The following is a 24,534-nucleotide window of genomic DNA, read 5'->3' on the forward strand; positions in this document are numbered from 1 at the left end:
CTGGCACGGGCCTTGCCATTTGTTGTCCAGACGCGCCGACGATCCCGCGTTCCACTGTCTTGCCGTGCCGGTTCGGAGCGGTCCGCCAGAGGAACAAAGCGGGACTCCGGGGAGGCTCGTCGGCAATCCCATGCGGCGCACATAAGACAAGACGGCCGGCAGCACCGTGGCCAACAAGACAGGAGAAGGACAATGCAAACCAAGCATCCGTCGCAGCATTCCATGACCTCACTGGCCGCGGCCGGCGTGGCCGCTATTGCCTTGCTGATGGCAGGCTGTTCGTCGAGCGGTGGCGGCAGCGGCGCCAATCCGCGGCCGAACAGCAACATCGACACGCCGGTCACGCCGGGACCGTCCGCATCGGGCGAGACCACGCCCACCGCCAAGGTGACCGAAGGCGCGGGCAATACCGTGGTGGCCACGGGCAATGCCATCAGCGAGGTCGGCAAGAGCATCCAGGAAGCGCCGCTGCCGTTGCTGCCCACCAAGGCGCGCGAAGGCGCCGGCGACGTGGTGATCAATGCCGGCAGGGCCGTTGGCTCGCTCGGCGCGGGCGTGCGCGACGGGCTGGGGCAGATGGGTTCGGTCGACAACCCGGTTGGCGTGACGGTTGCCAGCACCAGCAATGTGGTCCACGACGTGGGCGAGACGCTGATCAGCGGCGGCGACCTGGTATACGGCCTGGGCACCGAGAAGCTGGCACCACTGGCGCCGGTGACCGAGCCGGTGGGCGGCCTGGTCAGGCACGTGGGCATCGCGGTGCACGATAGCAGCGGCAAGGTGCACAGCGTGCTGTCCGAAGGCCCGGTCGCGCAGGTCACGAATTCGGTCAGCAAGGTCATCGTGCCGCTGACCAGCAAGGTCACCGACGGCACGCAGACCCTGGGCGCGGTCACGCACCTGGGCGATCCGGCCAACGGCCTGCTCTACAAGGTCGGCAATACCGCGGCTGCCGGCGGCAGCATGATCAGCAACAGCCACGCGCCGGTGGTCTCGCCGCTGGGCGGCGTGGTGACTGAGGCCGGCAAGACGGTCGCGGCCGCTGGCGCGCTCCTCAACGGCAATGGTCAGGGCGGCGGCAACCCGCTTGGTGGCCTGCTGAACAACCTGCCGCTGGCAGGCGCGGGCGGCGGGTACGGCGGCGATGGCGGCCATGGCGGCAACCCGCTCGGCGGCGTGGTGAACAACCTGCCGCTGGCCAAGGTCGCCGGCGGAGGTGAGGGCGGCTCCGCGGGCGGCGCGCTCAGTCCCGTGACCGCGCTGCTGGCGCCGGTGACCGGGCTGGTCGGCGGGCTGAAGCAGGGCGCTCAAGACAGCCAGGGTGGCAGCGGCGACGTCAAGACGCTGCAATTGCCGCTGGTGGGTGGCCTGCTGCGCTGAAATGTCTCATACCGGCTAGGTGTTTTCACGGTGCGCTGTCGCTCATCACCCCGTCGCAGCGCATCTTTTTATTTTGGCTGGCATTGCGGCCGCAATGACCGCAATGCCAGCTTGCAGGCCGGTTCCCGGCCTGCAAGCCTGTTCTTTGACAACCTGTGACCCGGGCGTGCCGGGTCGTTTCAAACGCATGTCTTAACCCCTTTGGGTCATTGCTATCACCCATAGGAGGGGTATGGTTGAGACATTCCATATCTTAAAAAGAAAACGCAGCAAGCGTGAAATGTCGATAAAAGAGCGGGCCACAGAGCACCGTGATAATCGAACGGGGGAAGCGTGATCGCGGCTTCTTAGATCACTCGGGAGTGACAACATGAAACGACTCATTGCACGCTTTATTAAAGATGAGCGCGGGGCGACGGCTATCGAGTATGGCTTGATCGTCGGGCTCGTCGCTTTGGCCATCGCAGTCGGCGCCGGCCAACTCGGCACAGAACTCAACGCCAGCTTCACCCGGCTCTCAGTCAAGGTTTCGGGATGGTTCGTCAATTGAGCAGGCCGAAACCATAAGACCGGCGTGATTTCCGCGCTCCTCTGCGCGGCGACCCTCTACACAGATCTTGCCTACCGGCGCGTTCCCAACGCCTTGCTGGCGGCCGCCGTGCTAGTCCTCGGACTTGCACTGCTCGCCGGGCAGGCCACGGAACTGCCGCTGGCCGCGCGTCTGACCGGCGCGGGGCTGGGTCTTGCCGTCACGCTGCCGGCGTACGCCCTCGGGCGCATGGCCGCAGGGGACGTCAAGTTCCTGGCGGTGGTGGGCCTGTTCACCGGCCCGCAAGGACTGGTGGTGGCATGGGTCGTCGGCAGCCTGCTCGGGCTGGTGCACGCGCTGCTGGCGCTGGCACTGGACAGCAGCGTACTGGCCGCGCTTCGGCAGCGGGCCGCGGCACGCCTGCGCGTGGCAGCCAGCACGCCGGCTACGGAGCAAGCCTTGCATCACCAGGACAGACCCATTCCAACGGCGCAGTTTTCGCGGGCGCGCGGCATTCCATATGCCGCGTACCTGGCCGTGGGCGTGCTGGTCTGGATGGCCGCGGGCCAATAGCCGGACAGGCCACGGGCAAGCAGGCTGCGTCGCCGGTCGGCGCGAAAGAACACCAAAGGACCGGGGTTTCAGATGTTGCTGCACGCAAGGGCCAACAGGGGGATCAACCGACGCCGCCACGGCGCCGGCAGCGCTGCGATCGAGTTTGCGATCGTGGCGCCGGTGCTGCTCGCCATCGTGATCGGCATCATTTACTACGGCGTGATGCTGGCGCTGCAGCAGGTGCTGACGCTGGCCGCCGAGGAAGGCGCGCGCGCTGCGCTGCGCTATCCAGCGGGCGTTTCCGGCTCAGGCCTCGCGGCCACGCAGGGCGCGCGCGTCGATGCCGCGGCAGCGATGGCGCGGGGCACGCTTCCCACCTCCATCAGGAATCTGCTGCCCCCCGGCAACGTTGCGCAGGCGGTGCCCTGCGCGCCCGGTTCCACCGATGTCTGCGTGCAGGTCACGCTGAACCTTCCCACCACCAACATCCTCCCCGCCGTGCCGATGGTCCCGATCCCCGCGATGCTGTCGGGCTCGGCCATGGTCCAGCTTTCTCCTGATATCTGAGCCGCCATGCCGCGACGCCCCCACGCCATGCTCATCCCAAGGAATCCCGCATGACCAGCAAGCAGATCCGACTCCTGGCGGGGGTGCTGCTCGGCCTGGCCCTGCTGCTTGCGCTGCTGGCGTGGCAGGTGGGCCGCCAGCCGGCCCAGGTGCCCGCGGCGTCGAATGCGGCCAGGCCGCTGCATCCGGTGGTGGTGACCACGCGCGCGGCGGAAGCAGGCAAGCCGCTTGACGCCGATGCGCTCAAGGTAGAGATGCTGCCCATCGATCCCGCCGGCGCCTACAGCGAGGTGGCACGCGTGACCGGGCAGGTGCCGCTGCTGGCACTGGGTGCCAACGTGCCGGTGCTCGAAAGCCAGTTGCTGGCCGGCCTGGCCACGCAGGTGCGGGAGGGCGAACGCGCGGTGGCCGTGTCGGTCGATGAAGTCATCGGCGTCGGCAACCAGGTGCAGCCGGGCGACTATGTCGATGTCTTCCTGGTGCTGCGCCGCGACCAGCAGGAGATCCCGGAAAGCCAGGCGCGCATGCTGCTGTCGCGCCTGCGCGTGCTGGCCTATGGCGTCGCCTCGGTCAACCGGCCGCAGAACGCCAAGCCGGAGCAGATGATGGCGCGCCAGGAAGGCGCCAAGACCGCGGTGCTGTCGGTGCCGCTGGAGCAGGTCAGCTGGCTGGCGATGGCGCAGCAGTCCGGGCGCCTGCTGCTGGCGCTGCGCAATCCGCAGGATGAAGCCATGCCCAGCGACGGCATGTTTGCCGAACCCCAGCCCGCGCTGGCCGCGCGCGCCGGCGTTCCCGCCGACGCGCCGCGCGCCGCCCCCGACAAGGCCATGGCCGGCGTGGTGCTGTCCGGCCTGGCTGCTACCACCGGTGCCTCTGCCCCCCGCGCGCCGGTGGCAGCCCCGGTGCCGCGGCCGTTGCAGGTTGCCGCGCCGCCCGCGCCAGCCCTGGCAAGACAAAGCGCAGGCGTGGAAGTGATCCGCGCGGGCAAGCGCGAGATCGAATAAGAACGTGGGCGCCGACCTTATGCATATCCAGAAGAACCAGGCCCGGAAGTACCAGGCCCGGAAGTACCCCCATTCGGCGGCCCTGCGCCGCAGGCTGATGCAGCTCGCGCTGGCCGCGATGCTGGCCACTACCGCGTGGTGCGCACTGGCGCCGCGCGCACAGGCGCAGGAAGCCGTGAACGCACGCCAGTTGCGCCTGCTGGCCGGCGCGCAGAAGGAGATCCGCAGCGCGCAGCCGGTGGAGCGCGTGGCGGTGGGCAACCCGGCGGTGGCCGATGCGCTGGTGCTGCGCACACGCGGTGCCCCCAGCGTGCTGCTGGTGGCCAAGCAACCCGGTGTGACCGACGTGATGGTGTGGACGCGCGGCGGCGCCGAGCCTCTGACTTACAACGTGCAGGTCGATGCCATCGCGCCCGATGCCGATGCCGATGGCGCGAAGCTCGGCTATTCCGCGGCCGGTACCACCATCACCGGGCAGTCGCCCGATGCCTATGCCGCGGCGCGCGCGCAGGCCGCTGCGCGCGCGGCCACCAACGGCAAGAGCGATGGCAAGCCCGGCCTGGTGGTGGACCGCTCGACCGTGCCGCTCTCCGGCACCGTGCAGGTCGACGTCAAGGTGGTGGAGATCAGCAAGACCGTGCTCAAGGAAGTCGGCATCAACTTCTTCCGCAACAACTCCGGCTTTGCCTTCGGCACGTTCTCGCCATCGACGCTGAACAAGTTCACCTTTACGCCCGGCAGCGGCGGCGCGCCGGGCAGTTTCAGTGCCGACATCGCGTCGCCGATGAGCAATGCCTTCAACCTGGTGGCCGCGTCGCTGACGCACGGCATCTTCGCCAATATCAGCCTGCTGGAGGCCAACGGTCTGGTGCGCGTGCTGGCCGAGCCCAGCCTGGTGGCGCTGTCTGGCCAGAGCGCCAGCTTCCTGGCCGGCGGCGAGATCCCGATCCCGGTGCCGCAGGCGCTGGGCACGACCACGATCCAGTTCAAGCCGTTCGGCATCGGGCTGACGGTGTCGCCCACGGTGCTGTCGGCCGACCGCATCGCGCTGAAGGTGGCACCGGAGGCAAGCGACCTCGACCCCTCGCGCGGCATCTCGATCAATGGCGCGGTGGTGCCCGCCATCGTCACGCGGCGCGCCGACACCACGGTGGAGCTGGGTGACGGCGAGAGCTTCGTGATCGGCGGGCTGGTCAGCCGCAACACCGTCAGCAACGTCAACAAGGTGCCGGTGCTGGGCGACCTGCCGGTGATCGGCGCCTTCTTCAAGAACCTGAATTTCCACCAGGAAGACCGTGAGCTGATGATCGTCGTCACGCCGCGCCTGGTGAAGCCGCTGGCCAAGGGCGCGCCGGCGGCGCAAGCGGTTGGTGCCGACGGCCGCACTAGCGGCAACCCCAATGTATGGGGCTGGTATGTGCTGGGCGAATACGCGGACCCGACTTTGCCGGGTTTCTCAAAATAGCCGCCGGCCGTGCCGGCAGGCATGGCCAACGGCTTGAGGCAGAGAGATGGACTATTTTCTGTTGCATGCAACGCAGGGCGAAGTGAAGGACTGGCTGGGCAGGGTCCTGGGCGGGCTGGGCACGCTGGTGGCTGAAGGCGGCGCCCAGGAAGCCTTTCTCGAGCGCGCGGCCCAGCTGCGCCCGGGGCTGGTGTTCCTGCATTTCTCGACGGAACTGGCCGGCGCGTCGGCGCGGCTGGGCGAGCAGCTGCTGCGGCTCTTCCCAGGCCTGCCGCTGGTCGCGGTGGGCCACGCCGACGAGCCCGGCATCATGCTGGCGGCGCTGCGCGTGGGCGTGAAGGACTTTATCGACCTGCGCGACGCGCCGGCCGATGCCGAGGCCGTGGTCAAGCGCCTGGCCGTGCCGGGCGAGCAGGTGCGCCCGGCCCAGTCGGCGCGCCAGGGCAAGATCGTGGCGCTGCTGGGCGCACGCCCCGGCGTGGGCGTGACCAGCCTGGCCGTGAACCTGGCGGCGGCGGCACGCCGCCACCTGCCGCTGAACGAAAAGACCGATGCGCGCGCCGAAGTGCTGCTGCTGGACCTGGGCCTGCCGGCGCGCGACGGCGCGCTGTACCTGAACCTAAGTCCGGGCTTCCACTTTGTCGAGGCGGTGCGCAACCTGCGCCGCTTCGACCAGGTCTTCGTGCAGACCGCGCTTACGCGCCACGGCAACGGCGTGTGCGTGCTGCCCCTGCCCGCGGCGCTGGGCGAGCTGCGCGACATCTCCTACTCCGAAGCCAGCAGCCTGCTGGAGCGGCTGCGCGCGTTCTTCGACATGCAGATCATCGACCTGGGCGGCTTCGGCAATGCCGAATTCACCGCGCAAATCTTCAAGGCCGCCGACAGCGTGGTGCTGGTAGCCGACCAGAGCGTGGGCGCGATCGTCTCGGCCGCGGAGCTGGTGCATGAACTGCGCGCGCGCGAGGTGGAGCGCGACGACCTGCACCTGCTGGTGTCGCGCTTCGATGCGCGCCTGGGCGTGGATGCCGCGCAGATCGCGCAGCGCTTGGGCGTGCAGTCGGTGGGCACGCTGCCTGACAGCCGCGCGCCGCTAGTGCTGGCCATGAACCGCGGCGCGGTGCTGGCCGACGACGATCCGCACGACCCCTATGTGCGCGCGCTGGCCGACCTGCTGGCGCGACTGGGCTACCGCGCGGCGCAGGCCAGGGAAACCAGCCTGCTGGCGCGGATGAAGGACAAACTGCCTGAGGCGCTGCGCGCGGTGCGCGTGGCACGCACTGGAAGCTGACATGACGCAAGCGATTGAATTCTCCGACAATACCCCCGCACCGTTCCCGGTCTCGCAGGAATTCCAGAACATCAAGGAAGCGGCGCACGAGCACCTGCTGACCCGCATCGAAGAGCTTGGCGCGGAGTTCGGCCGCTGGTCGCGCACCGCGATCCAGCGCTTTGTCGACCTGGAGCTAGAGAGCTTTACCCGGTTGCGCCGCATCCCCATCAACGAGGCCGAGCTGCGCCAGATTGCCGAGGCGCTGACCAAGGAGCTGGCCGGCTTCGGGCCGATCGAAGACCTGCTCAACGACCCCGCGGTGGAAGACATCCTGGTCAACGGCCACCTTGACGTCTACGTGTCGCGCCACGGCGTGCTGGAGCGCATCCCGGTGCGCTTTACCGACAGCGGCCACCTGCTGCGCATCGTGCGCCGCATCCTGGCGCCGATCGGCAGGCGGCTGGATGAGTCCAACCCGATGGTCGATGCGCGCCTGCCCGACGGCGGCCGCATCAACGTGGTGATCCCGCCGCTGGCGCTGGAAGGCCCGGTGGTGTCGATCCGCAAGTTCCGCAAGGACCCGATGACGCCTGCTGACCTGCAGGCGCTGGGCACCATGAGCCCCGAGATCTGCGACCTGCTGCAGGCCGCGGTGCAGGCGCGCTGCAATATCCTGGTGAGCGGCGGCACCAGCTCGGGCAAGACTTCGCTGCTCAACGCGCTGGCCACCTTCGTGCCGACCACCGAGCGCGTCATCACCATCGAGGACACCGCCGAGCTGGCGCTGAACCACCCGCACGTGGTGCGGCTGGAAAGCCGTCCCGGCGGCTTCGAGGGCACCGGCGTGGTGTCGATCCGCGACCTGCTGCGCAACAGCCTGCGCATGCGTCCGGACCGCATCATCGTGGGTGAAGTGCGCGGCGGCGAGGTGCTGGAAATGCTGCAGGCGATGAGCACCGGCCACGACGGCTCGATGGGCACCATCCACGCCAGCAGCCCGCGCGAATGCCTGTACCGGCTGGAGATGCTGGCCGGTTTTGCCGGCTTCCAGGGCAGCGAGGCGAGCCTGCGCCGGCAGATCGCCAACGCCATCGACTTCATCGTGCAGATCGCGCGGCTTTCCAACGGCAAGCGCCGCATCGTCTCGATCACCGAGATCACCGGGCTGGGCGACAACATCATCTCCACCCAGGAGCTGTACCGCCACGAGCCCTTCATGAACCCGGACGGCACCGAGACCGACCGCTGGCTCTCGCTCGGCCTGCTGCCGCACTCGCCCAAGCTGGCGCGCATGCGCGGACAGGGCTTCATGCTGGACGATCGCTTCGATGTCTAGCGCCACGCTGCTGCTCGCCGCCATGGCCCTGGTCATCACCGGCCTGGGCCTGCTGCTGCTGGCCAGCGCGCAGGCGCGTGCACGCCGCGAGCAGCAGCAGGCCTTCCTGCAGGCGCAGACCGAGCAGGTGCGCCTGCGCTATGCGCAGGCGCCGGATCCGGCGCTGCAAGCGCCCGCGCGCGACCTGCGCCGCCGCTGGGACGACTTTCTGCGGCGTGCCGACCTGGCGCCGACGCGACGCACCGCCATCGTCTGGATCACGCCGGTGGTGCTGTGCACGCTGGCCGGCGCCGTGGCGGGGCAATGGCTGGGCGCGGTGTCGGCCCTCATCGTGGCGCTGGCCGTGGCGGCGTTCGCGGCATGGAACCGCGTGCGCCGCCTGCACAAGAAGCTGCTGTCGCAACTGCCCGGGTTCCTGGACGGCGTGGTGCGGCTGATGACGATCGGCAGCAGCGTGCCGGCGGCGTTCCAGAACTCCATCGCCAATACCGAGGCGCCGCTGCGCCAATGCCTGGTGCAGGCCATACACCTGCAGCGCGCGGGCAAGGAGCTGGACCAGGCGGTGCTGCAGGTCGGGCGCGTGTACAAGGTCGAGGAACTGGTGCTGGTGGCTTCCGTGCTGCGCCTATCAGTGCGCTACGGCGGCCGCGCCGATGTGGTGATGGAGCGCACCGCCGCCTTTATGCGCGACCGCGAACAGGCCCAGCGCGAGCTGATGGCGCTGTCGGCCGAGACCCGGCTGTCGGCGTGGATCCTGGGGCTGCTGCCGCTGGTGGTGGCCGGCGGCCTGTTCATGCTGAACGCGGGCTACATCATGATGATGTGGAAGGACCCCACCGGCAAATCGATGCTGCTGTCGGCCCTGGCGCTGGAAATTGCCGGGGCGTTCATGCTGTACCGGCTAGCCAAGTCGATCTGAGCGGCATGCCAGCACGCAGACAAGAGCCAACATGGACCGCCTGACACTGATTTCGCTCAGCCTGCTGGTCGCCGCTTGCGGCGTGGGCGTACTGACGCTGCCGCTGTTGCGCGACTGGCGCCAGCGCCGGCTGGCGGCGCGCACCATCGACGGCGCGCTGGCCCGGCAGCGCGCGGCAGAAGCTGCCCAGGCCGCGCACGCCGCGCAGGCCGCAGCCCCCGCTGCGCCTGGCGCCCAGGCTGCGGCAAAGGCCGGTGCCGCAGCGCCGCAGGGCAGGGGCGGGGCGGCCACAGCGATTGGGGTGCAACTGGGCGCGCGCGTGGGCGAGCGCATCAGCGCTCACTGGCTGGATTCGCGCCTTGGGCGCGCGGTGGTGACGCCGGAAGACCAGCAGTTGCTGGAGCAATGCGGCTGGTACGGGCCGCAGTCGCGCATGCTGTTCGGCGTGCTGCGGCTGGGGTTGCCGTTGGCGCTGGCGCTGGCTGCCATGCTCTGGCAGGTGGGCGCGGGCGCCTTCGCCATCGTTGCGTGGGGCTTCGGCACGTTTGCGCTGGCCTACCTGGCCCCCAAGTGGCACCTGCGCCGCCGTGCCGCGGCCCGCCTGCGCATGGTCGATGACGAGCTGCCGGTGCTGATCGACATGCTGCGCCTGCTGCAGGGCGTGGGCCTGTCGATCGACCAGAGCCTGCAGGTGATCGTGGCCGAGTTCGGCAGCATGCTGCGCGTGCTGGGGCCGGAGCTGGCACGCGCGAATCAGCAGTTTGCCTCGGGACGCTCGCGCGAACAGACGCTCTTGCGCATCGGCCGGCTGTTCGACAGTGAAGACCTGAAGAGCCTGATCACGCTGCTGACGCAGGTCGACAAGCACGGCGGCGCGGTGCAGGAGCCGCTGCGCCAGTTCGGCCTGCGCATGCAGGAGGCGCGCAAATCGCGCATGAAGGACGAGATCGGCCGGCTCACGGTCAAGATGACTGCGGTGATGGTGGTAAGCCTGCTGCCGGTGCTGCTGATCCTGACCGCGGGCCCCGGCTTTCTAGGGGTGATCCGCATGCTGGCACATATGGGAGGGACGCGATGACGCGCTCAGTCGGTCCGGCGCTGGGCCGGATCTCCAAAACGGCGGCATGCCTGCTGCTGGCGGCGCTGTCCGGCTGCGCCGCCAATCAGAACGGCGCCGCGGCCATGCATGAGCAGGCGGAGGCCCAGGTGGAACTGGCCAAGCTGCGCGACAAGACCGCGCGCGCCGAATACAGCGAGCAGGCGGTCTACCTGGGCCTGATCCGCAAGATGCAGCAGGACGGACTTTACTTCGCCTCGCTGGCGCATATCGAGGTCTACGTGAAGCGCTTCGGCGCCGGCCCGGAGATCCAGGCCATGCGCGCCGATGCGCTGCGTGAGACCGGGCAGGACAAGGCTGCCACCGATGCTTACCAGCAACTTGCAGCGACGTCGCAGGGCGAACAGGCCGCGCATGCGCACCACGGGCTCGGCCTGCTGGCGGGGCGCCAGGATGACTTTGCGCGCGCCGTCACCGAGCTGCGCCAGGCCGCCGCGCTCGACCCCGTCAATCCGCGCATCTCCGGCGACCTGGGCTACGCGCTGATGCGTGCCGGCGCGCTGCAGGACGCGCGCGTGCCGGTGATGCAGGCGCTGGAACTGGACGCGCACAATCCGCGTGTGATCAGCAACGCCGTGGTGTGGCTGATGGCCGACGGCAAGCGCGCGCAGGCCAACGCCATGATGCAGAAGGCCGCACTGCCCGAAGCCACGCGCAGCGCCATCCGCAAGGAAGCCGACCGCATCGCCCGCGCCACCGCGGCGCGCGACCGCGCAGCGGCCCGTCCTGCGCCGGCAGTGCGGGCGCCATCGAAACCCGCCACGACCGCACCGGCCACCTCGGTGGCGGCCGTGGCCGCAACAGCAGGGGTTACCCCATGACCGCCATGTTCCGCATTGCCATCCCTGCGCTCTGCCTGCTGATGCTGGCGCCCGCCGCGCAGGCGCAGACCGACCGTGCCACGACCGAAGCCGCCACCACCGGCATGCCGGCAGGCAGCCCCGCACAACGCGAGATCGGCGCCGACACGCGTGCCATCCTTGCCATCCAGCGCGAAGGCACGCAGGCCGGCCCCATGCTGCCGATGCACGGCGAGCAGGCGGCGCTGGGCTATGAGCGCTACATGAACAGCTTCCGCTTCGCGCTGCCGGAGTTCTACACGGGGCAGGCCAACGCCAGCACCGCGCGCTCCGGCTCCGCTGGCCAGATGCTGGGCGGCAAATGAGCTTGCGCCAGCCGCGGCTGCGCCGGGCACCTCGATCCGCGCGCGGCGCCATCAGTGTGATGGCGGCGCTGCTGATCGCCACCGTGGCGATCGCCGCGCTGGTGTCGATCGACGTGGGGCATGTGTTCATGCGCCAGCGGCAGTTGCAGAACATGGTGGACCTGGCCGCGATGTCGGCGGCGCAGCAGCTCAAGCGGGCGGATAGCGCGGCGAATCTCAACGCCGCTGTGCTGGGTACGGTCAGAAATATCGGTGCGAAGAACGGGTATCCGTCGGGCATTGCCATGGGTTGCGGCGATGCCACCGGTGGCAGCGCGGATGCCATGACTGCCTGCCTTGGCGTGTGGGATCCGGCGAGCGGCGGGCCCAGGCATTTCAGCGCTGCCTACAATCCGGCCCAGGTGTCGCCCAATGCCGTGCGCGTTCAGGCCACGCAGACTGTGCCGATCCTGTTCGTGATCAATGGGGGGGGCGGCCGGCAACTGTTTGCGGAATCGATTGCCAGTGGCAGTCCGCCGGTGGCGGCGTTTTCGCTGGCTACTGGGTTGCTGGACGTCTCCACTGCCAACAGCATGCTGAGTGTGTTGCTGGGCAATACGGTGAGCTTGTCGTTGGTGGACTGGCAGGGACTGGTCAATACCAACGTGACGCTGGACCAGTTGCGGCTCAAAGCGGATGTCGGCACGGTGGACCAGCTGCTGAATACTTCATTGAACCTGCGTGATTTCTACGCGCTGGTGCTTGGCGCCGCTGGCCGCGACGCGCTGCTGACGACGATGCTGGGCAGCCCGCCAACCGCGCTTGGGGCCAGCGGGGCGGCGGCTACGGTGTCACTGGCCAGGCTGCTTGATCTGGGTGTGATGGCGCCTGCGGCATCGTCGGCGGTGGAGGTGGGCCTGAACGTGGCGCAGTTGCTGCTGGCCTCCGCGCAGGTGGCGCGAGGGGATACGGCAGTTGCCCTGCCGCTGAACATACCCAAGCTCCCGCTTGGCCTGGGGGGCATCAGCGCCAACATGCGCGTCATCGAGCCGCCGGTGACGGCGGCGGGTCCGGCGCGACAGCTCTCCAGCAACCCTGACACCTGGCAGACGACCGCAAGCGCGTCCCAGGTAAAACTGACCCTGATGCTCCAGATCACCGCCAATATCCTGAAACCGGTACTGGACGCCAACTTGAACGTGCCGCTCTATCTCGATGTGGCCAACGCCACCGCCGACCTGACCAAGCTGCAATGCGCGGCAAATCCTGGGGACCGCCGTGCCACGATGCACGTCAAGAGCGGTCTCGTCACGGCGTGCCTCACCGATGGCTGCACAGGTAGCGATGTGGTGCTCGGCCAGGCTAAGCTGGGGCTGTTCGACATTGCGGACGTGATTGCCACGGACGTCCCACGCTATGGCAGCACGGCTGGCCAGGAGGTCACGCTGGCACCGGGCGGGCATGCGCAAGTTGGTACTGCCGATCCGTTTGGCGGGTTGTTCTCCCAAGTGCTGGCCCTGAAGGTGCGGACCAAGCTGCTGGGGATCCTTAGCGTGCCCATCGATCTCGGCCCGCTACTCGCGCCGGTCGGGGCAGCGCTCGACGCGCTGGTCCCGCCGCTGCTCAACAGCCTCGGCATCCAGCTAGGCACCGCCGACCTCTGGGTCCACAGCATCGACTGCAACAATGCCGAACTGGTGTACTGAGCCATGATCGCGCCAAACCGCCTGATGGCAGAAATCGAATGAAGACAGACCGCTGGGCCTACGAAAACCTTGAAGTCTACGTGTGGGAAGGCAAGTACGAGATTGCCGACCGCGTCACGCGTTTCCTGGCGCCGCTGGGCGTGGACGTGATCCGCGCCGGCGCGCTCGAAGCCTTGCCCGCCGAGCCGCGCCTGAAGCCCTGCATCGCGGTGATCAGCGTGTCGGTGATTGGCGCGGCGCGCTTCTCGCTGGACTGGGAGGCCGCGCACGGCATGCCGGTGATCTGGGTGGCCGGCCCGGGCCGCGAGGCCGATCCCGGACGCTTTCCGCCGGAGTACGCGCATATCCTTGCCGATGACTTCACCGGCGCCGACCTGCGCAGCCAGATCGGCAAGCTGCTGCCGCAACTGCTGGCCACGGACGCGCCGGGCGAGCGCGAGGCCGACCTCGTGGCCGGTTCTCCGGCGATGCGCCAGCTGCTGCAGCATGTGGAAACCTTTGCCGACTTCGGCAGCAACGTGATGCTGTATGGCGAAACCGGTGCGGGCAAGGAACGCATCGCGCGCCTGTTTCATGAGCGCAACGGCACCTACGGAAAGGGGCCGTTCGTCGCGGTCAACTGCGGCGCGATCCCTGACGGCTTGTTCGAGTCGCAGTTCTTCGGCCATGCCAAGGGCGCGTTCACCGGCGCCTCATTCGCGCACCGTGGCTATTTCGAGCAGGCCAACGGCGGCACGCTGTTTCTCGATGAAATCGGTGACCTGCCGCTGTTCCAGCAGGTCAAGCTGCTGCGCGTGCTCGAAGAGAACGTGATCACCCGGCTTGGCTCGACCCTGGCGGTCAAGCTGGATTTCCGGCTGGTGGCGGCAACCAACAAGGACCTGCGCGACGCGGTGCGGCAGGGGCGCTTCCGCGCCGACCTGTTCTTCCGCCTGGCGGTGATCGAGATGCGCATCCCCAGCCTGGAAGAGCGTGGCCAGGCCGACAAGGTGGCGCTGCTGCAGTCGTTCCTGCGCCATATGCTGGGGGAATCCGGCTTCGACGCATTGCCGCCGATGCCGGACTGGCTCAAGGGCGCGGTCGGCACCGCCTATTTCACCGGCAATGTGCGCGAGCTGCGCAACCTGGCCGAGCGTGTGGGCATCACCGTTCAGCAGACCGGGCACTGGGACGAAGAGCGCATCCGGCCGCTGTTCCGCTCGCTGCATCCGGGTGCGTTCGATGGCGGCGAGCGCAACGACCTGCGTGCCGATACGGAAGAACGCCGCCGCATCCTGGCCGCGCTCGATGCCAATGGCTGGCGGCGGCAGGACACGGCGGCAAGCCTGGGCATCAGCCGCAAGGTGCTGTGGGAAAAGATGCGCAAGTACCAGATCGCCGACAGCGAGGCCGAGCCGGTGTGAGCGCGCGCATTCGCCTCACTGCAGGCGGATCTCCTTCACGTCGAAGTGCGATTCGCCAATCAGCTCCTTGTCGTACTCGCCGACCAGTTCCACCGTGGTCTGCGCATCCACCGGCTTCTGTGCCGGCCAGAGCCTGGCCTTGATTTTCACCTTCATCTGGCCGGTGCCGTCCGAGAACAGGTAGTGCTCGTGGCCGACGTTGCTGACGATCTTGCCGCGCAGCATGGCATGCTGGTCGTCCTTGCCTTCCGCCTGCAGCGCCTTGACGGTCATCGCCGGGATGGCCGACGGGCCGGTGTACTGGGCGCTGGCGCCGGTGGCGGCCAGGCCTAGGGCGAGCGTCAGGGCAGTGGCGGTCAAAATGCGTTTCATGAGCGTTCTCCGTTAGCTTCAATCTGGGGGCGACTGCATGCATGATGCACGCGTCCGCCTGAACCATTGCTGAACGGGTGGTCAGGTCGCGACGCATTATGATGCGGGTTTCGCCCTTTTCATCCACCGGATCCCGGATTGCGTTTCCTTCACACCGCCGACTGGCATCTCGGCCGGCTCTTCCATGCGCGCAGCCTGCTGGAAGACCAGGCCCATATCCTCGACCAGTTTGTCGAACTGGTCCGCACCGAACGCCCCGACGCCGTGCTGATCGCCGGCGACGTCTACGACCGCGCCGTGCCGCCGCCCGAGGCGGTGGCATTGCTCGACGACGTGCTGGGCCGCATCGTCATCGACACCGGCGTGCCGGTGGTGATGATCGCGGGCAACCACGACAGCGCGCAGCGGCTGGAATTCGGCGCGCGGCTGATGCGGGCCCAGGGCCTGCACGTGGCCGGCCGCACGCTGGCCGAGGCTGCCTGCGTGACGCTGCACGATGCCCACGGCGAGGTGCGCATCTACGCGCTGCCGTATGCGGAGCCGGCGGTGGTGCGCGATGCCATGGGCACCGACCTGCCATCGCATGAAGCCGCGCTGCGCGCGCAGCTCGATGCCATCCGCGCGGTGCATCCGCCGGGCGTGCGTGCCGTGGTGGTGGGCCACGCCTTCGTGGTGGGCGGCGCGGCAAGCGAATCGGAACGGCCGCTGTCGGTGGGCGGCAGCGGCGCGGTGGCCGCGGACCTGTTCGCCGGCTTCGACCTGGTGGCATTGGGTCACCTGCACCGGCCGCAGACGCTGGGCGGCGGGCGCGTCCACTATGCGGGCTCGCTGCTGAAGTACTCGCTGTCAGAGTGCGCGCACGACAAATCAGTGTCGAGTATCGAGCTGGGCGCGGACGGTGCCGTCACCATCACGCCAGTGGCGCTGCAGGCGCTGCGCGACGTGCGCGTGGTGGAAGGCGAACTGGCGCAAGTGCTGGCAGCGGGGGCCGATGACCCGCAACGCGATGACTATATCCATGCGCGGCTCACCGATACCGGCGCACTGCTGGACCCGATGGCCAGGCTGCGGCAGGTCTATCCCAATGCGCTCGCGATCGAGCGGACTGTGCTGGCGCGCACCGGCACGGCCTCGGAGGCCGGACGCAAGCTGCGGCAGCTGGGAACCGGCGAGCTCTTTGCCAACTTCTTCCGCGAAGTGGCGGATGCCGAGCTGGAACCGGACCAGCGTGCCGTGCTCGACCAGGTGCTGACCGGGATCGCCGCCGCGGACAGGGAGTCGGCATGAGACCGCTGCATTTGACGCTGCAGGCCTTCGGCCCCTTTGCCGCGACCGAGCAGGTTGATTTCACGCGGCTGGGCGAGCAGGCCTTCGTGCTGATCCACGGCCCCACCGGTGCGGGCAAGACCACGCTGCTCGACGCGATCTGCTTTGCGCTGTACGGCGATACCTCCGGCGGCGAGCGCAGTGCGCAGGCCATGCGCAGCGCCAACGCCGCGCCGGCGCTGCGCACCGAGGTGACGCTGGAGTTCAGCCTGGGCGCGCAGCGCTGGCGCGTGGCGCGCTCGCCCGTGCAGGAGCGGCCCAAGCAGCGCGGCGAGGGCTGGGTGACCGAGCCGGCCAGGGCGCAGCTGGACCTGCATGACGGCAACGACTGGGTCAGCAAGGCCAGCCAGCCCGCCAGGGTCAGCGATGCGGTGCGCGACTTGCTGGGCTTCGACAGTGCGCAGTTCCGCCAGGTGATCGTGCTGCCGCAGGGGCGCTTCCGTGAATTGCTGACTGCCAGCTCGCAGGCGCGCCAGGCCATTCTTGAGCGCCTGTTCCGCACCGAGCTGTACCGGCGCGTGGAAGAGCTGCTGAAGGCCGAGGCCGCCGGCATCCGCCGCGATGCCGAGCGCATCGCCATCCAGCGCGACGAAGCGCTGCGCCAAGTTGGCGTGGAATCGGCGCAGGCGCTGGCCGAGGGAATCGAGGCATTGCAGGCCGAGTTGCAGGCGCTGCAAGGGCAGGAACAGGGCGCGCGCGCCACGCTGGCCACAGCGCAGGCGGCGTTGGGTGCCGGCGAGCAGGTGGCGGCGCGATTGCAGGAACGCCAGCTGGCGCAGGCCGCGCACGCGGCGCTGCTGGCGCGCCAGCCAGCCATGGAGGATGAGCGCGCGCGCCTGCACGCCGCCCAGCGCGCTGCGCGTGTCAGGCCGGCCCTACAGGCATGGCAAGCCGCGCAGCGCGACCAGGCCGCCAGCGCCGTTGCCTTGACGCGGGCCGGCGAGCAGGCGGCCCGCGCCGCGCAACAGGCCACGCAGGCGGCTGCCGCATTGCAGGCCGAAACGGCACGCGCCGAAGCGCGCCAGTCCGCGCAGCGGCGGGTTTCGCAGCTGGCAGACATGCTGCCGCGCGCACAGCAGCTGGGTGCGCAGCTGGCCGCGCTGCAGGCGGCCGAAGCCAGGCAGGTGGCAGCCGCCACCGCGCGCGAACGCGCCGCCGCACAGCTTGCCACGCGGCAAGCCGATGCCGTTGCCGCGGAGTCCGCGCTGGCGCAAGGCCAGATTGCCGCAGCGCAGGCACAGGCCACGGCGTTGCAGCTGGCCGCATTGCAGGAACGTGCGCGGCAGCTTGACCGTCATCAGCAAGCTGCCCGGGCGCTGGATGTCGCGAACGCACAGGCGGCCACTGCCGCCGCTGCCGAACAGCTGGCCCTGCGCCAGCGAGAGCAGTGCCGCGCCGCACTGGCCGAAGCGGAAGCCGCGTGGCGCGCCGGACAGGCCGCGCGGCTGGCTGCAACCCTGGCAGCGGGCGATGCCTGCCCGGTCTGCGGCAGCACTGCGCACCCGGCACCGGCGCAGCATGTGGCGGCGCCGCTGTCGGACCAGGCCCGCCACGCCGCGCTCGAGGCCGAATCCCATGCGGTGCGCAGCGCCGGCCAGCACCAGGCGGCACAAGCCGCCATTGCCCAGGCGCGCGAGCGGCTGGACGAACTGGCGCAGGCGCTGGGCGAGGTCGGCGACGAGTCCGCCCGCAAACTGAAGGCGGAGATCACTGCGCTGGAAGCGGCATTGGCCGAAGGCCGGCAAGCAGCGGCAAGCCTTGCGCAATGCGAAGTCGCCATTGTCAGTTGCCGAACGGCGCTCGCAGCGGCGGAAGCCGCCAGCCGCGATGCCGCCGCCGCCGCCGAGGCCGCTGCCCAGGCGCTGGCCCACTGCCGTGGCGAATGGCAGGCCGCCAGCGCGCAGGTCCCTGAGGATTCACGCGACCCCGTGGCGCTGGGCGAGGCCCTGCGCCAGGCGCAGGCCATGCTCGCCGCGCTGGAACAGGCGCTGGCCGCTGCGCAGGCGGCCGAGCGCCAGGCTGCGGCGGACGCAGCAGGGGCCCAGGCCGGACTGGTTTCGGCACAGCAGGCACAGGCGCAGGCGGCCCACCGCCTGGCCGAGGCCGAATCCGCGCTTGCGCAGGCGCTCGCGCAACAAGGCTTTGCCAATGAGCCGGCCCACGCCGCCGCCTGTCTTGGCGACGATGCCATGCAGGCGCTCGACGCGACGCTGCGCGCCTTCGATACCCAACTGGCCACAGCCGCCGACCGGCGCGAACGCGCCGAGGCCGCCGCGCAAACGCTGGACGCGCCGGACCTGGACGGCCTGCGCGCAACGCGGGATGCGTCGACAGCCGCGGTGGAAGCCCTGGTCCGGCAACAGGCCGAGCGCGGCCGTTCGCGCGACACGCTGCTGCAGTGCCAGCTGCGCCTGCAGCAGCTCGATGCGCAAGGGCGCGACATCGAGGCACGCTACGCGGTGCTGGGCCGGCTGGCCGAAGTCGCCAACGGCGATAACCCGCGCCGCATGACGTTCCAGCGCTTCGTGCTGGCCACGCTGCTCGATGAGGTGCTGGAAGCCGCGTCCGCGCGTTTGCTGGCGATGAGCCGCGGCCGTTATGTGCTGCAGCGCGTGCGCGAGCAGGCCGACCAGCGCAGTGCAGGCGGACTGGATATCGAAGTGTTCGACCACGATACCGGCGCGGCGCGGCCGGCCAATACGCTGTCAGGTGGCGAGGGCTTTCTCGCGTCGTTGTCGCTGGCGCTGGGCCTGGCCGACGTGGTGCAGTCGCGCGCGGGCGGCATCCAGCTCGATACGCTGTTTGTCGACGAAGGCTTTGGCACGCTCGATCCCGAGAGCCTGGACTTCGCCATCCGTACGCTGCTGGACCTGCAGCAGGCAGGGCGGCTGGTCGGTATCATTTCGCACGTCACCGAGCTGCGTGAGCGCATCGACGTGCGGTTGGAGGTGCGCCCTGGGGTTGGCGGCAGCCGGGTACTGTTGACGGGTGTGGCGACACCCGCGTAGTGCGGCGTGACTTCCCCGTCAGGCGACGAATACCTGGCGGCAACGAATCGCCATCACTTGCGCTTCAAACGCGCGGGCGGCTGCCCGCGCCAGGCGCGCACGGCGTGACAGCGGCGGCGGGCGGGATGGCATGTCGGTGCCTGCCGGGGCAGGCACGGGGGATTGCAGTCGATCCTTGCGGGGTTTCAGTCCCCACGCCTGCTGCGTGACATGCAGGATGCGCGCAAGCGCCGCTGCATGGGGCGTGGATGTAAACGGGACGTGGACGGTGGCCATGATCGGGCTCCTCGTTCTTGTTTGTTGCCAGGCTGCCCTGCTCAGCCGGGTGGTCCGGTGGCTGCTGTGCGGGTCTTGCCTTGCCTGATTCCACAATAGCCCGCGCGGCCCCCGGGCCATATCGAGTGCGAGCCGATTGTGATGTCGGCCCCTTCCTACATACGGGGCGTGCCCGTCACCCGCGCGCGCTTATCGCACAATCTGGTTGGCCGACCGCCCGGTCGGCTTGACCGTCGTCGACGCGCAGGTGTAACCTGTTCATTCTGCGAATTCAAGTTCGTATATCGAACAAATCGGTTAACGAACAACCGGTCCACACCACAAAGGCCACACGCAGACTGCTGGACTCGTTCAAATGGGTAGCGCCCCGCCGCCCGCCGCGACGAAACTCCTTCCGGCAGGATTACCGGAGACAGCCTTTCATGCGCCGCGTCTTGCGGCCCGCTCCGGTAGCCTGGCGGATCTTCCGACCTGGAACGCAAGTGATCAACAAGCTATACGACACGGTGGAAGCGGCAGTCGCCGGCATCCACGACGGCGCCACCATCCTGATTGGCGGCTTTGGCCTTGCAGGCATGCCTGCGGAACTGATCGACGCGCTGATCGAGCAGGGCGCGCGAGACCTCACCATCGTCAACAACAACGCCGGCAACGGCGACACCGGGCTGGCCGCGCTGCTCAAGACCAAGCGCGTGCGCAAGATCGTCTGCTCGTTCCCGCGCCAGGCGGATTCGTACGTCTTCGATTCGCTCTACCACGCGGGCGAGATCGAGCTGGAACTGGTGCCCCAGGGCAACCTGGCCGAACGCATCCGCGCCGCCGGTGCCGGCATCGGCGGCTTCTTCACGCGCACCGCGTACGGCACGCCGCTGGCCGAAGGCAAGGAAACGCGCATCATCGACGGCCAGGGCTATGTGTTCGAAACCCCGATCCACGCCGACTTCGCGCTGATCAAGGCTGACACGGCCGACCGCTGGGGCAACCTTACCTACCGCAAGACCGCGCGCAACTTCGGCCCGATCATGGCGATGGCCGCCAATTGCGCCATCGTGCAGGTCAGCCGCGTGGTCGAGCTGGGCGAGATGGACCCCGAACACATCGTGACGCCGGGCCTCTTCGTCAAGCGCGTCGTCAAGGTCGCCTGAGCGCGAACACAGGAGAAACAGCATGCAACGCCTGACCCGCGATCAGATGGCCGCCCGCGTGGCCAAAGACATTCCCGAAGGTGCCGTGGTCAACCTCGGCATCGGCCTGCCGACGCTTGTCGGCAACCACCTGCCCGCAGACAAGGAAATCCTGCTGCACAGCGAGAACGGCCTGCTCGGCATGGGCTCCGCGCCCGCGCCGGGTGAGGAAGACGGCGACCTGATCAACGCCGGCAAGCAGCCGGTGACGATCAAGCCGGGCGGTTCCTACTTCCACCACGCCGATTCGTTTGCGATGATGCGTGGCGGCCACCTCGACTTCTGCGTGCTGGGCGCGTTCCAGGTATCGGAGAAGGGCGACCTGGCCAACTGGCACACCGGCGCGCCCGGCGCCATCCCCGCCGTGGGCGGCGCGATGGACCTGGCCATTGGCGCCAAGCAAGTGTTCGTGATGATGGAGCACCAGACCAAGCAGGGCGAGAGCAAGATCGTGCCGCAGTGCACCTATCCGCTGACCGGCATCGGCTGCGTGACCCGCATCTACACTGACCTTGCGACCATCGACGTGACCGCCGACGGGCTGGTCGCGCGCGACCTGGTCGAAGGGCTGAGCTTCGATGAACTGCAGCGCATTACCGGCGTTCCCCTGAAGCTGGCCGCCTGAGCGCCGGCATCACCACACACCAAAACGAGAGAGACACACCATGACCGAAGCCTTTATCTGCGACGCCATCCGCACCCCCATCGGCCGCTACGGCGGCAGCCTGTCCGCGGTGCGCCCGGACGACCTCGGCGCGGTGCCGCTGAAGGCGCTGATGGCCCGTAATCCGAACCTGGACTGGAAGGCGATCGATGACGTGATCTACGGCAACGCCAACCAGGCCGGCGAAGACAACCGCAACGTGGCGCGCATGTCGGCGCTGCTGGCTGGCCTGCCGCAAGAGGTGCCGGGTGCGACCCTCAACCGCCTGTGCGGCTCCGGCATGGACGCCACCGGCACCGCCGCGCGCGCCATCAAGGCCGGCGAAGCCACCCTGATGATCGCCGGCGGCGTGGAAAGCATGAGCCGCGCCCCGTTCGTGATGGGCAAGGCCACCAGCGCCTTCTCGCGCGATGCGCAGATCTTCGACACCACCATCGGCTGGCGCTTTATCAACCCGGCCATGCGCGCGGCCTACGGCGTGGACTCGATGCCCGAGACCGCCGAGAACGTCGCCACCGACTACAAGATCAGCCGCGAAGACCAGGACCTGATGGCCCTGCGCAGCCAGGAAAAGGCCTCGCGCGCGCAGGCCGACGGCACGCTGGCGCAGGAAATCACCCCGGTCACCATCGCCCAGAAGAAGGGCGACCCGATCGTGGTCGAGCGCGACGAGCACCCGCGCGCCACCAGCATGGAAGCGCTGGCCAAGCTGCGCGGCGTGGTCCGTCCTGACGGCACCGTGACCGCTGGCAATGCCTCGGGCGTGAACGACGGCGCCTGTGCGCTGCTGCTGGCGAGTGAAGCCGGTATCAAGCAACACGGCCTGACCCCGCGCGCCCGCATCGTCGGCATGGCCACCGCCGGCGTGGCGCCGCGCGTGATGGGCATCGGCCCGGCACCGGCGTCGCAGAAGCTGCTCAAGCAGCTGGGCATGACCATGGACCAGATCGACGTGATCGAGCTGAACGAAGCGTTCGCCGCGCAAGGCCTGGCCGTGCTGCGTGAACTGGGCGTGGCCGACGACGACAAGCGCGTCAACCCGAACGGCGGCGCGATCGCGCTGGGCCACCCGCTGGGCATGAGCGGCGCGCGCCTGGTCACCACCGCGATGTACCAGCTGCACCGCACCGGCGGCCGCTTCGCGCTGTGCACGATGTGCATTGGCGTGGGCCAGGGTATTGCGATGGTGATCGAGCGGGTCTAAGTCAAGCCAGTTGGAAAGCTGAGGGTGTACTCCCTCTCCCGCAAGCGGGAGAGGGAGCGAGTTAGCGGTAGTTCTTGGAGTGAGCAAGAGATGTCCCTTCCCGTAGCCACGCTCGTGACCGGCGGCAGTTCCGGTATCGGCCGCGCCATCTGTGAAATGCTGCTGGCCGATGGCGTGACCCAGGTGGTCAATGTCGACTATGCCGAACCGGCCTGGTCGCACCCGAACATGACTTTCTTCCAGGCCGACCTGACCGATGCCGAGGCGACCCGCGCCGTGGCCGCGCAGGTGACCTCGCGCTTCACCGTCACGCGCCTGGTGAACAACGCCGGCGCCACGCGCCCCGGCACCGCCGACACCGCCACCGTTGCCGACCTGGACTACGTGACCGGCCTGCACCTGCAAGCCACGCTGCTGCTGACGCAGGCGTGCCTGCCCGCGATGCGCGCCGCCGGTTTTGGCCGCATCGTCAACATGGCCTCGCGCGCCGCGCTGGGCAAGGCCGAGCGCGTGGTGTACTCCGCTACCAAAGCCGGCCTGATCGGCATGACCCGCACGCTGGCGATGGAGCTGGGCGGCGACGGCGTCACCGTCAACGCCGTGGCTCCGGGCCCGATCGCCACCGAGCTGTTCCGCAAGAGCAACCCCGAAGGTGCTGAACAGACCAGGCGCATCCTGGCCAGCATCACCGTTAAGCGCATGGGCACGCCGGAAGACGTTGCGCGTGCCGCGCTGTTCTTCCTGTCGCCCGACAGCGGCTTCGTCACCGGTCAGGTGCTGTACGTGTGCGGCGGCACCACGCTGGGCGTTGCGCCGGTGTAAGCACCGCGCCTCGGCATCCAGCATTTAAGCATTCAACAAGAAGAGACGTTAACCAAGCGTCACGCATGGCGGCCCCTGGCCGGGCCGCCCACCGGATGCGCGCATGTGCGCGCCATCCGTTCGGGAACGGCAATCACGCCATTCAGCACAACCTCCCGCGGTACCCAATCACCGCCGGAACGATATAGCACCGGAGCATTACCGATGAGACAAGATTCCCAGACTTCCACCACGCGCCGCCGCCTGCTTGCCGCTGGCGTGGCGCTGGCCACCACCATCGCCGGCTTTGCCGGTGCGGCCCATGCGCAGGGCGGCTACCCGACCAAGCCGATCACCCTGATCGTGCCATTCTCGGCCGGCGGCACCACCGACATCCTGGCCCGCATCGTCGGCCTGCAGCTGGGCAAGGCGCTCGGCCAGCCGGTGGTGATCGACAACCGTCCGGGCGCAGGCGGCAACATCGGCGCCTCGCTGGCGGCCAAGGCCCCGGGCGACGGCTACACGCTGTTCATGGGCACCATCGGCACGCACGCGATCAACCAGTCGCTGTACTCCAAGCTGCCGTACGACCCGGTCAAGGACTTCGCGCCGATCACGCGCGTGGCCATGGTGCCGAACCTGGTGGTGGTGAATCCCAAGGTGCCGGTCAACAACGTCAAAGAACTGATCACCTACGTCAAGGCCAACCCGGACAAGCTGTCGTACGGTTCGTCGGGCAGCGGCTCGTCGATGCACCTGTCGGGCGAGCTGTTTAACTCGATGACCGGCCTGCATATCCAGCACATCCCGTATAAGGGCAGCGCCCCGGCCGTGAACGACCTGCTGGGCAACCAGATCGGCCTGATGTTCGACAACATGCCGTCGTCCTACCCGCACGTGAAGGCCGGCAAGCTGCGCGCCATCGCCGTGACCTCGGCCAAGCGATCGCCGGCGCTGCCCAACGTGCCGACCGTGGCCGAATCGGGCGTGCCGGGCTATGAAGCCACCTCGTGGTTTGCGCTGTACGCCACCGGTGGCACGCCGCAGCCCATCGTCGACCGCCTGAACGCCGAAGTGGTGAAGATCCTGGCCATGCCGGAAGTGAAGAAGCAGATGGCCGACCAGGGCGCCGAACCCAACCCGGAAAAGCCGGCCCAGCTGGCCGCGTTCATGAAGTCGGAAACGGCCAAGTGGGCGAAGGTGGTGAAGGCTTCGGGCGCTACGGTGGATTGATTCACATCCTGGCTGCGCCAAAGAAAAGCCGGTTCCCTGTCGGGGACCGGCTTTTTGTTTATGCGTGGGCG

23 protein-coding genes are annotated in these 24,534 nt (G+C 68.7%); 21 read left to right on the forward strand and 2 right to left on the reverse strand.

What is annotated here, in order from left to right; all coding sequences use genetic code 11:
- Nucleotides 1-192: 192 nt before the first annotated feature.
- The 14 genes from KB879_RS18605 (at nucleotide 193) to KB879_RS18670 (ending at nucleotide 14,395) form a co-directional block, all read left to right on the forward strand.
- Nucleotides 193-1,380, forward strand: a complete 1,188-nt coding sequence (locus KB879_RS18605) for a collagen-like triple helix repeat-containing protein (protein WP_211979547.1) — start codon at nucleotides 193-195, stop codon at nucleotides 1,378-1,380.
- 370 nt (nucleotides 1,381-1,750) lie between these two features.
- Nucleotides 1,751-1,930, forward strand: a complete 180-nt coding sequence (locus KB879_RS18610; RefSeq protein WP_013951880.1) for a Flp family type IVb pilin — start codon at nucleotides 1,751-1,753, stop codon at nucleotides 1,928-1,930.
- Between the two features lie 24 nt (nucleotides 1,931-1,954).
- Nucleotides 1,955-2,482, forward strand: coding sequence for a prepilin peptidase (locus tag KB879_RS18615; protein WP_211979548.1), 528 nt, complete (start codon nucleotides 1,955-1,957; stop codon nucleotides 2,480-2,482).
- Nucleotides 2,483-2,554: 72 nt separating this feature from the next.
- Nucleotides 2,555-3,031 (forward strand): TadE/TadG family type IV pilus assembly protein, encoded by a 477-nt coding sequence (locus tag KB879_RS18620; protein WP_013951882.1) that lies wholly within the window; start codon nucleotides 2,555-2,557, stop codon nucleotides 3,029-3,031.
- A gap of 50 nt (nucleotides 3,032-3,081) precedes the next feature.
- Nucleotides 3,082-4,035 carry a Flp pilus assembly protein CpaB gene (gene cpaB / locus KB879_RS18625; protein WP_211979549.1) on the forward strand — a complete coding sequence of 318 codons (954 nt, stop codon included), beginning with the start codon at nucleotides 3,082-3,084 and terminating at the stop codon, nucleotides 4,033-4,035.
- A 19-nt stretch (nucleotides 4,036-4,054) separates the two neighbouring features.
- Nucleotides 4,055-5,500 (forward strand): type II and III secretion system protein family protein, encoded by a 1,446-nt coding sequence (locus tag KB879_RS18630; RefSeq protein ID WP_211982235.1) that lies wholly within the window; start codon nucleotides 4,055-4,057, stop codon nucleotides 5,498-5,500.
- A 46-nt stretch (nucleotides 5,501-5,546) separates the two neighbouring features.
- Nucleotides 5,547-6,788: a pilus assembly protein gene (locus KB879_RS18635; RefSeq protein ID WP_153954556.1), complete on the forward strand. Its 1,242-nt coding sequence runs from the start codon at nucleotides 5,547-5,549 to the stop codon at nucleotides 6,786-6,788.
- A 1-nt stretch (nucleotide 6,789) separates the two neighbouring features.
- Nucleotides 6,790-8,106 (forward strand): CpaF family protein, encoded by a 1,317-nt coding sequence (locus KB879_RS18640; protein WP_153954557.1) that lies wholly within the window; start codon nucleotides 6,790-6,792, stop codon nucleotides 8,104-8,106.
- On the forward strand, nucleotides 8,099-9,025 hold the full coding sequence (locus tag KB879_RS18645) for a type II secretion system F family protein (protein ID WP_013951887.1): 927 nt from the start codon (nucleotides 8,099-8,101) through the stop codon (nucleotides 9,023-9,025). Before KB879_RS18640 ends, KB879_RS18645 begins: the two co-directional genes overlap by 8 nt.
- 31 nt (nucleotides 9,026-9,056) lie before the next feature.
- A complete protein-coding gene (locus tag KB879_RS18650; RefSeq protein WP_013951888.1) occupies nucleotides 9,057-10,103 on the forward strand; it encodes a type II secretion system F family protein in 1,047 nt (348 codons plus the stop codon).
- Nucleotides 10,100-10,963: a tetratricopeptide repeat protein gene (locus tag KB879_RS18655; RefSeq protein ID WP_211979550.1), complete on the forward strand. Its 864-nt coding sequence runs from the start codon at nucleotides 10,100-10,102 to the stop codon at nucleotides 10,961-10,963. Before KB879_RS18650 ends, KB879_RS18655 begins: the two co-directional genes overlap by 4 nt.
- Nucleotides 10,960-11,307, forward strand: coding sequence for a DUF3613 domain-containing protein (locus KB879_RS18660; protein ID WP_211979551.1), 348 nt, complete (start codon nucleotides 10,960-10,962; stop codon nucleotides 11,305-11,307). Before KB879_RS18655 ends, KB879_RS18660 begins: the two co-directional genes overlap by 4 nt.
- The gene (locus tag KB879_RS18665) at nucleotides 11,304-12,992 is read left to right on the forward strand and encodes a TadG family pilus assembly protein (protein ID WP_211979552.1); all 1,689 of its coding nucleotides are present in this window, start codon (nucleotides 11,304-11,306) and stop codon (nucleotides 12,990-12,992) included. The genes KB879_RS18660 and KB879_RS18665 overlap by 4 nt, the downstream gene beginning before the upstream one ends.
- Nucleotides 12,993-13,030: 38 nt before the next feature.
- Nucleotides 13,031-14,395, forward strand: a complete 1,365-nt coding sequence (locus tag KB879_RS18670) for a sigma 54-interacting transcriptional regulator (RefSeq protein ID WP_011616405.1) — start codon at nucleotides 13,031-13,033, stop codon at nucleotides 14,393-14,395.
- A 15-nt stretch (nucleotides 14,396-14,410) separates the two neighbouring features.
- On the opposite strand, the gene KB879_RS18675 is transcribed toward KB879_RS18670, so the two are convergent.
- Nucleotides 14,411-14,767, reverse strand: a complete 357-nt coding sequence (locus tag KB879_RS18675; protein ID WP_211979553.1) for a YgiW/YdeI family stress tolerance OB fold protein — start codon at nucleotides 14,765-14,767, stop codon at nucleotides 14,411-14,413.
- A 138-nt stretch (nucleotides 14,768-14,905) separates the two neighbouring features.
- Here KB879_RS18675 and KB879_RS18680 point away from each other — a divergent pair, with 138 nt between their 5' ends.
- Both KB879_RS18680 and KB879_RS18685 read left to right on the forward strand, forming a co-directional pair.
- Nucleotides 14,906-16,054 (forward strand): exonuclease SbcCD subunit D, encoded by a 1,149-nt coding sequence (locus KB879_RS18680; protein ID WP_013951893.1) that lies wholly within the window; start codon nucleotides 14,906-14,908, stop codon nucleotides 16,052-16,054.
- Nucleotides 16,051-19,101 (forward strand): AAA family ATPase, encoded by a 3,051-nt coding sequence (locus KB879_RS18685; RefSeq protein ID WP_211979554.1) that lies wholly within the window; start codon nucleotides 16,051-16,053, stop codon nucleotides 19,099-19,101. The genes KB879_RS18680 and KB879_RS18685 overlap by 4 nt, the downstream gene beginning before the upstream one ends.
- A gap of 18 nt (nucleotides 19,102-19,119) precedes the next feature.
- Here KB879_RS18685 and KB879_RS18690 read toward each other — a convergent pair whose 3' ends face one another.
- Nucleotides 19,120-19,377, reverse strand: a complete 258-nt coding sequence (locus KB879_RS18690) for a hypothetical protein (RefSeq protein ID WP_013951895.1) — start codon at nucleotides 19,375-19,377, stop codon at nucleotides 19,120-19,122.
- Between the two features lie 482 nt (nucleotides 19,378-19,859).
- Here KB879_RS18690 and KB879_RS18695 point away from each other — a divergent pair, with 482 nt between their 5' ends.
- From KB879_RS18695 to KB879_RS18715, 5 genes are all read left to right on the forward strand, one after another.
- A complete protein-coding gene (locus KB879_RS18695) occupies nucleotides 19,860-20,522 on the forward strand; it encodes a 3-oxoacid CoA-transferase subunit A (RefSeq protein WP_041228515.1) in 663 nt (220 codons plus the stop codon).
- 22 nt (nucleotides 20,523-20,544) lie between these two features.
- The gene (locus KB879_RS18700; protein ID WP_013951897.1) at nucleotides 20,545-21,186 is read left to right on the forward strand and encodes a 3-oxoacid CoA-transferase subunit B; all 642 of its coding nucleotides are present in this window, start codon (nucleotides 20,545-20,547) and stop codon (nucleotides 21,184-21,186) included.
- A gap of 40 nt (nucleotides 21,187-21,226) precedes the next feature.
- Complete coding sequence (pcaF, locus tag KB879_RS18705) at nucleotides 21,227-22,429, forward strand: 3-oxoadipyl-CoA thiolase (protein ID WP_013951898.1); 1,203 nt, start codon at nucleotides 21,227-21,229, stop codon at nucleotides 22,427-22,429.
- 90 nt (nucleotides 22,430-22,519) lie between these two features.
- A complete protein-coding gene (locus KB879_RS18710) occupies nucleotides 22,520-23,251 on the forward strand; it encodes an SDR family NAD(P)-dependent oxidoreductase (protein ID WP_211979555.1) in 732 nt (243 codons plus the stop codon).
- 204 nt (nucleotides 23,252-23,455) lie between these two features.
- On the forward strand, nucleotides 23,456-24,463 hold the full coding sequence (locus KB879_RS18715; RefSeq protein ID WP_013951900.1) for a tripartite tricarboxylate transporter substrate binding protein: 1,008 nt from the start codon (nucleotides 23,456-23,458) through the stop codon (nucleotides 24,461-24,463).
- Nucleotides 24,464-24,534 lie beyond the last annotated feature (71 nt).

The organism is Cupriavidus sp. KK10 (genome assembly GCF_018223725.1).
GTDB classification, from domain to species: Bacteria; Pseudomonadota; Gammaproteobacteria; order Burkholderiales; family Burkholderiaceae; genus Cupriavidus; species Cupriavidus necator.

Excerpts from the sequence above, each read along its gene's own strand:
- KB879_RS18655 (WP_211979550.1), top strand. The coding sequence starts at position 10,100 with ATGACGCGCTCAGTCGGTCCGGCGCTGGGCCGGATCTCCAAAACGGCG.
- KB879_RS18620 (WP_013951882.1), top strand. The coding sequence starts at position 2,555 with ATGTTGCTGCACGCAAGGGCCAACAGGGGGATCAACCGACGCCGCCAC.
- KB879_RS18635 (WP_153954556.1), top strand. The coding sequence starts at position 5,547 with ATGGACTATTTTCTGTTGCATGCAACGCAGGGCGAAGTGAAGGACTGG.
- KB879_RS18700 (WP_013951897.1), top strand. The coding sequence starts at position 20,545 with ATGCAACGCCTGACCCGCGATCAGATGGCCGCCCGCGTGGCCAAAGAC.
- KB879_RS18630 (WP_211982235.1), top strand. The coding sequence starts at position 4,055 with ATGCATATCCAGAAGAACCAGGCCCGGAAGTACCAGGCCCGGAAGTAC.
- KB879_RS18665 (WP_211979552.1), top strand. The coding sequence starts at position 11,304 with ATGAGCTTGCGCCAGCCGCGGCTGCGCCGGGCACCTCGATCCGCGCGC.
- KB879_RS18660 (WP_211979551.1), top strand. The coding sequence starts at position 10,960 with ATGACCGCCATGTTCCGCATTGCCATCCCTGCGCTCTGCCTGCTGATG.
- KB879_RS18710 (WP_211979555.1), top strand. The coding sequence starts at position 22,520 with ATGTCCCTTCCCGTAGCCACGCTCGTGACCGGCGGCAGTTCCGGTATC.
- KB879_RS18675 (WP_211979553.1), bottom strand. The coding sequence starts at position 14,767 with ATGAAACGCATTTTGACCGCCACTGCCCTGACGCTCGCCCTAGGCCTG.
- KB879_RS18640 (WP_153954557.1), top strand. The coding sequence starts at position 6,790 with ATGACGCAAGCGATTGAATTCTCCGACAATACCCCCGCACCGTTCCCG.
- KB879_RS18605 (WP_211979547.1), top strand. The coding sequence starts at position 193 with ATGCAAACCAAGCATCCGTCGCAGCATTCCATGACCTCACTGGCCGCG.
- KB879_RS18645 (WP_013951887.1), top strand. The coding sequence starts at position 8,099 with ATGTCTAGCGCCACGCTGCTGCTCGCCGCCATGGCCCTGGTCATCACC.
- KB879_RS18685 (WP_211979554.1), top strand. The coding sequence starts at position 16,051 with ATGAGACCGCTGCATTTGACGCTGCAGGCCTTCGGCCCCTTTGCCGCG.
- KB879_RS18715 (WP_013951900.1), top strand. The coding sequence starts at position 23,456 with ATGAGACAAGATTCCCAGACTTCCACCACGCGCCGCCGCCTGCTTGCC.
- KB879_RS18690 (WP_013951895.1), bottom strand. The coding sequence starts at position 19,377 with ATGGCCACCGTCCACGTCCCGTTTACATCCACGCCCCATGCAGCGGCG.
- pcaF (WP_013951898.1), top strand. The coding sequence starts at position 21,227 with ATGACCGAAGCCTTTATCTGCGACGCCATCCGCACCCCCATCGGCCGC.
- KB879_RS18650 (WP_013951888.1), top strand. The coding sequence starts at position 9,057 with ATGGACCGCCTGACACTGATTTCGCTCAGCCTGCTGGTCGCCGCTTGC.
- KB879_RS18610 (WP_013951880.1), top strand. The coding sequence starts at position 1,751 with ATGAAACGACTCATTGCACGCTTTATTAAAGATGAGCGCGGGGCGACG.
- KB879_RS18670 (WP_011616405.1), top strand. The coding sequence starts at position 13,031 with ATGAAGACAGACCGCTGGGCCTACGAAAACCTTGAAGTCTACGTGTGG.
- cpaB (WP_211979549.1), top strand. The coding sequence starts at position 3,082 with ATGACCAGCAAGCAGATCCGACTCCTGGCGGGGGTGCTGCTCGGCCTG.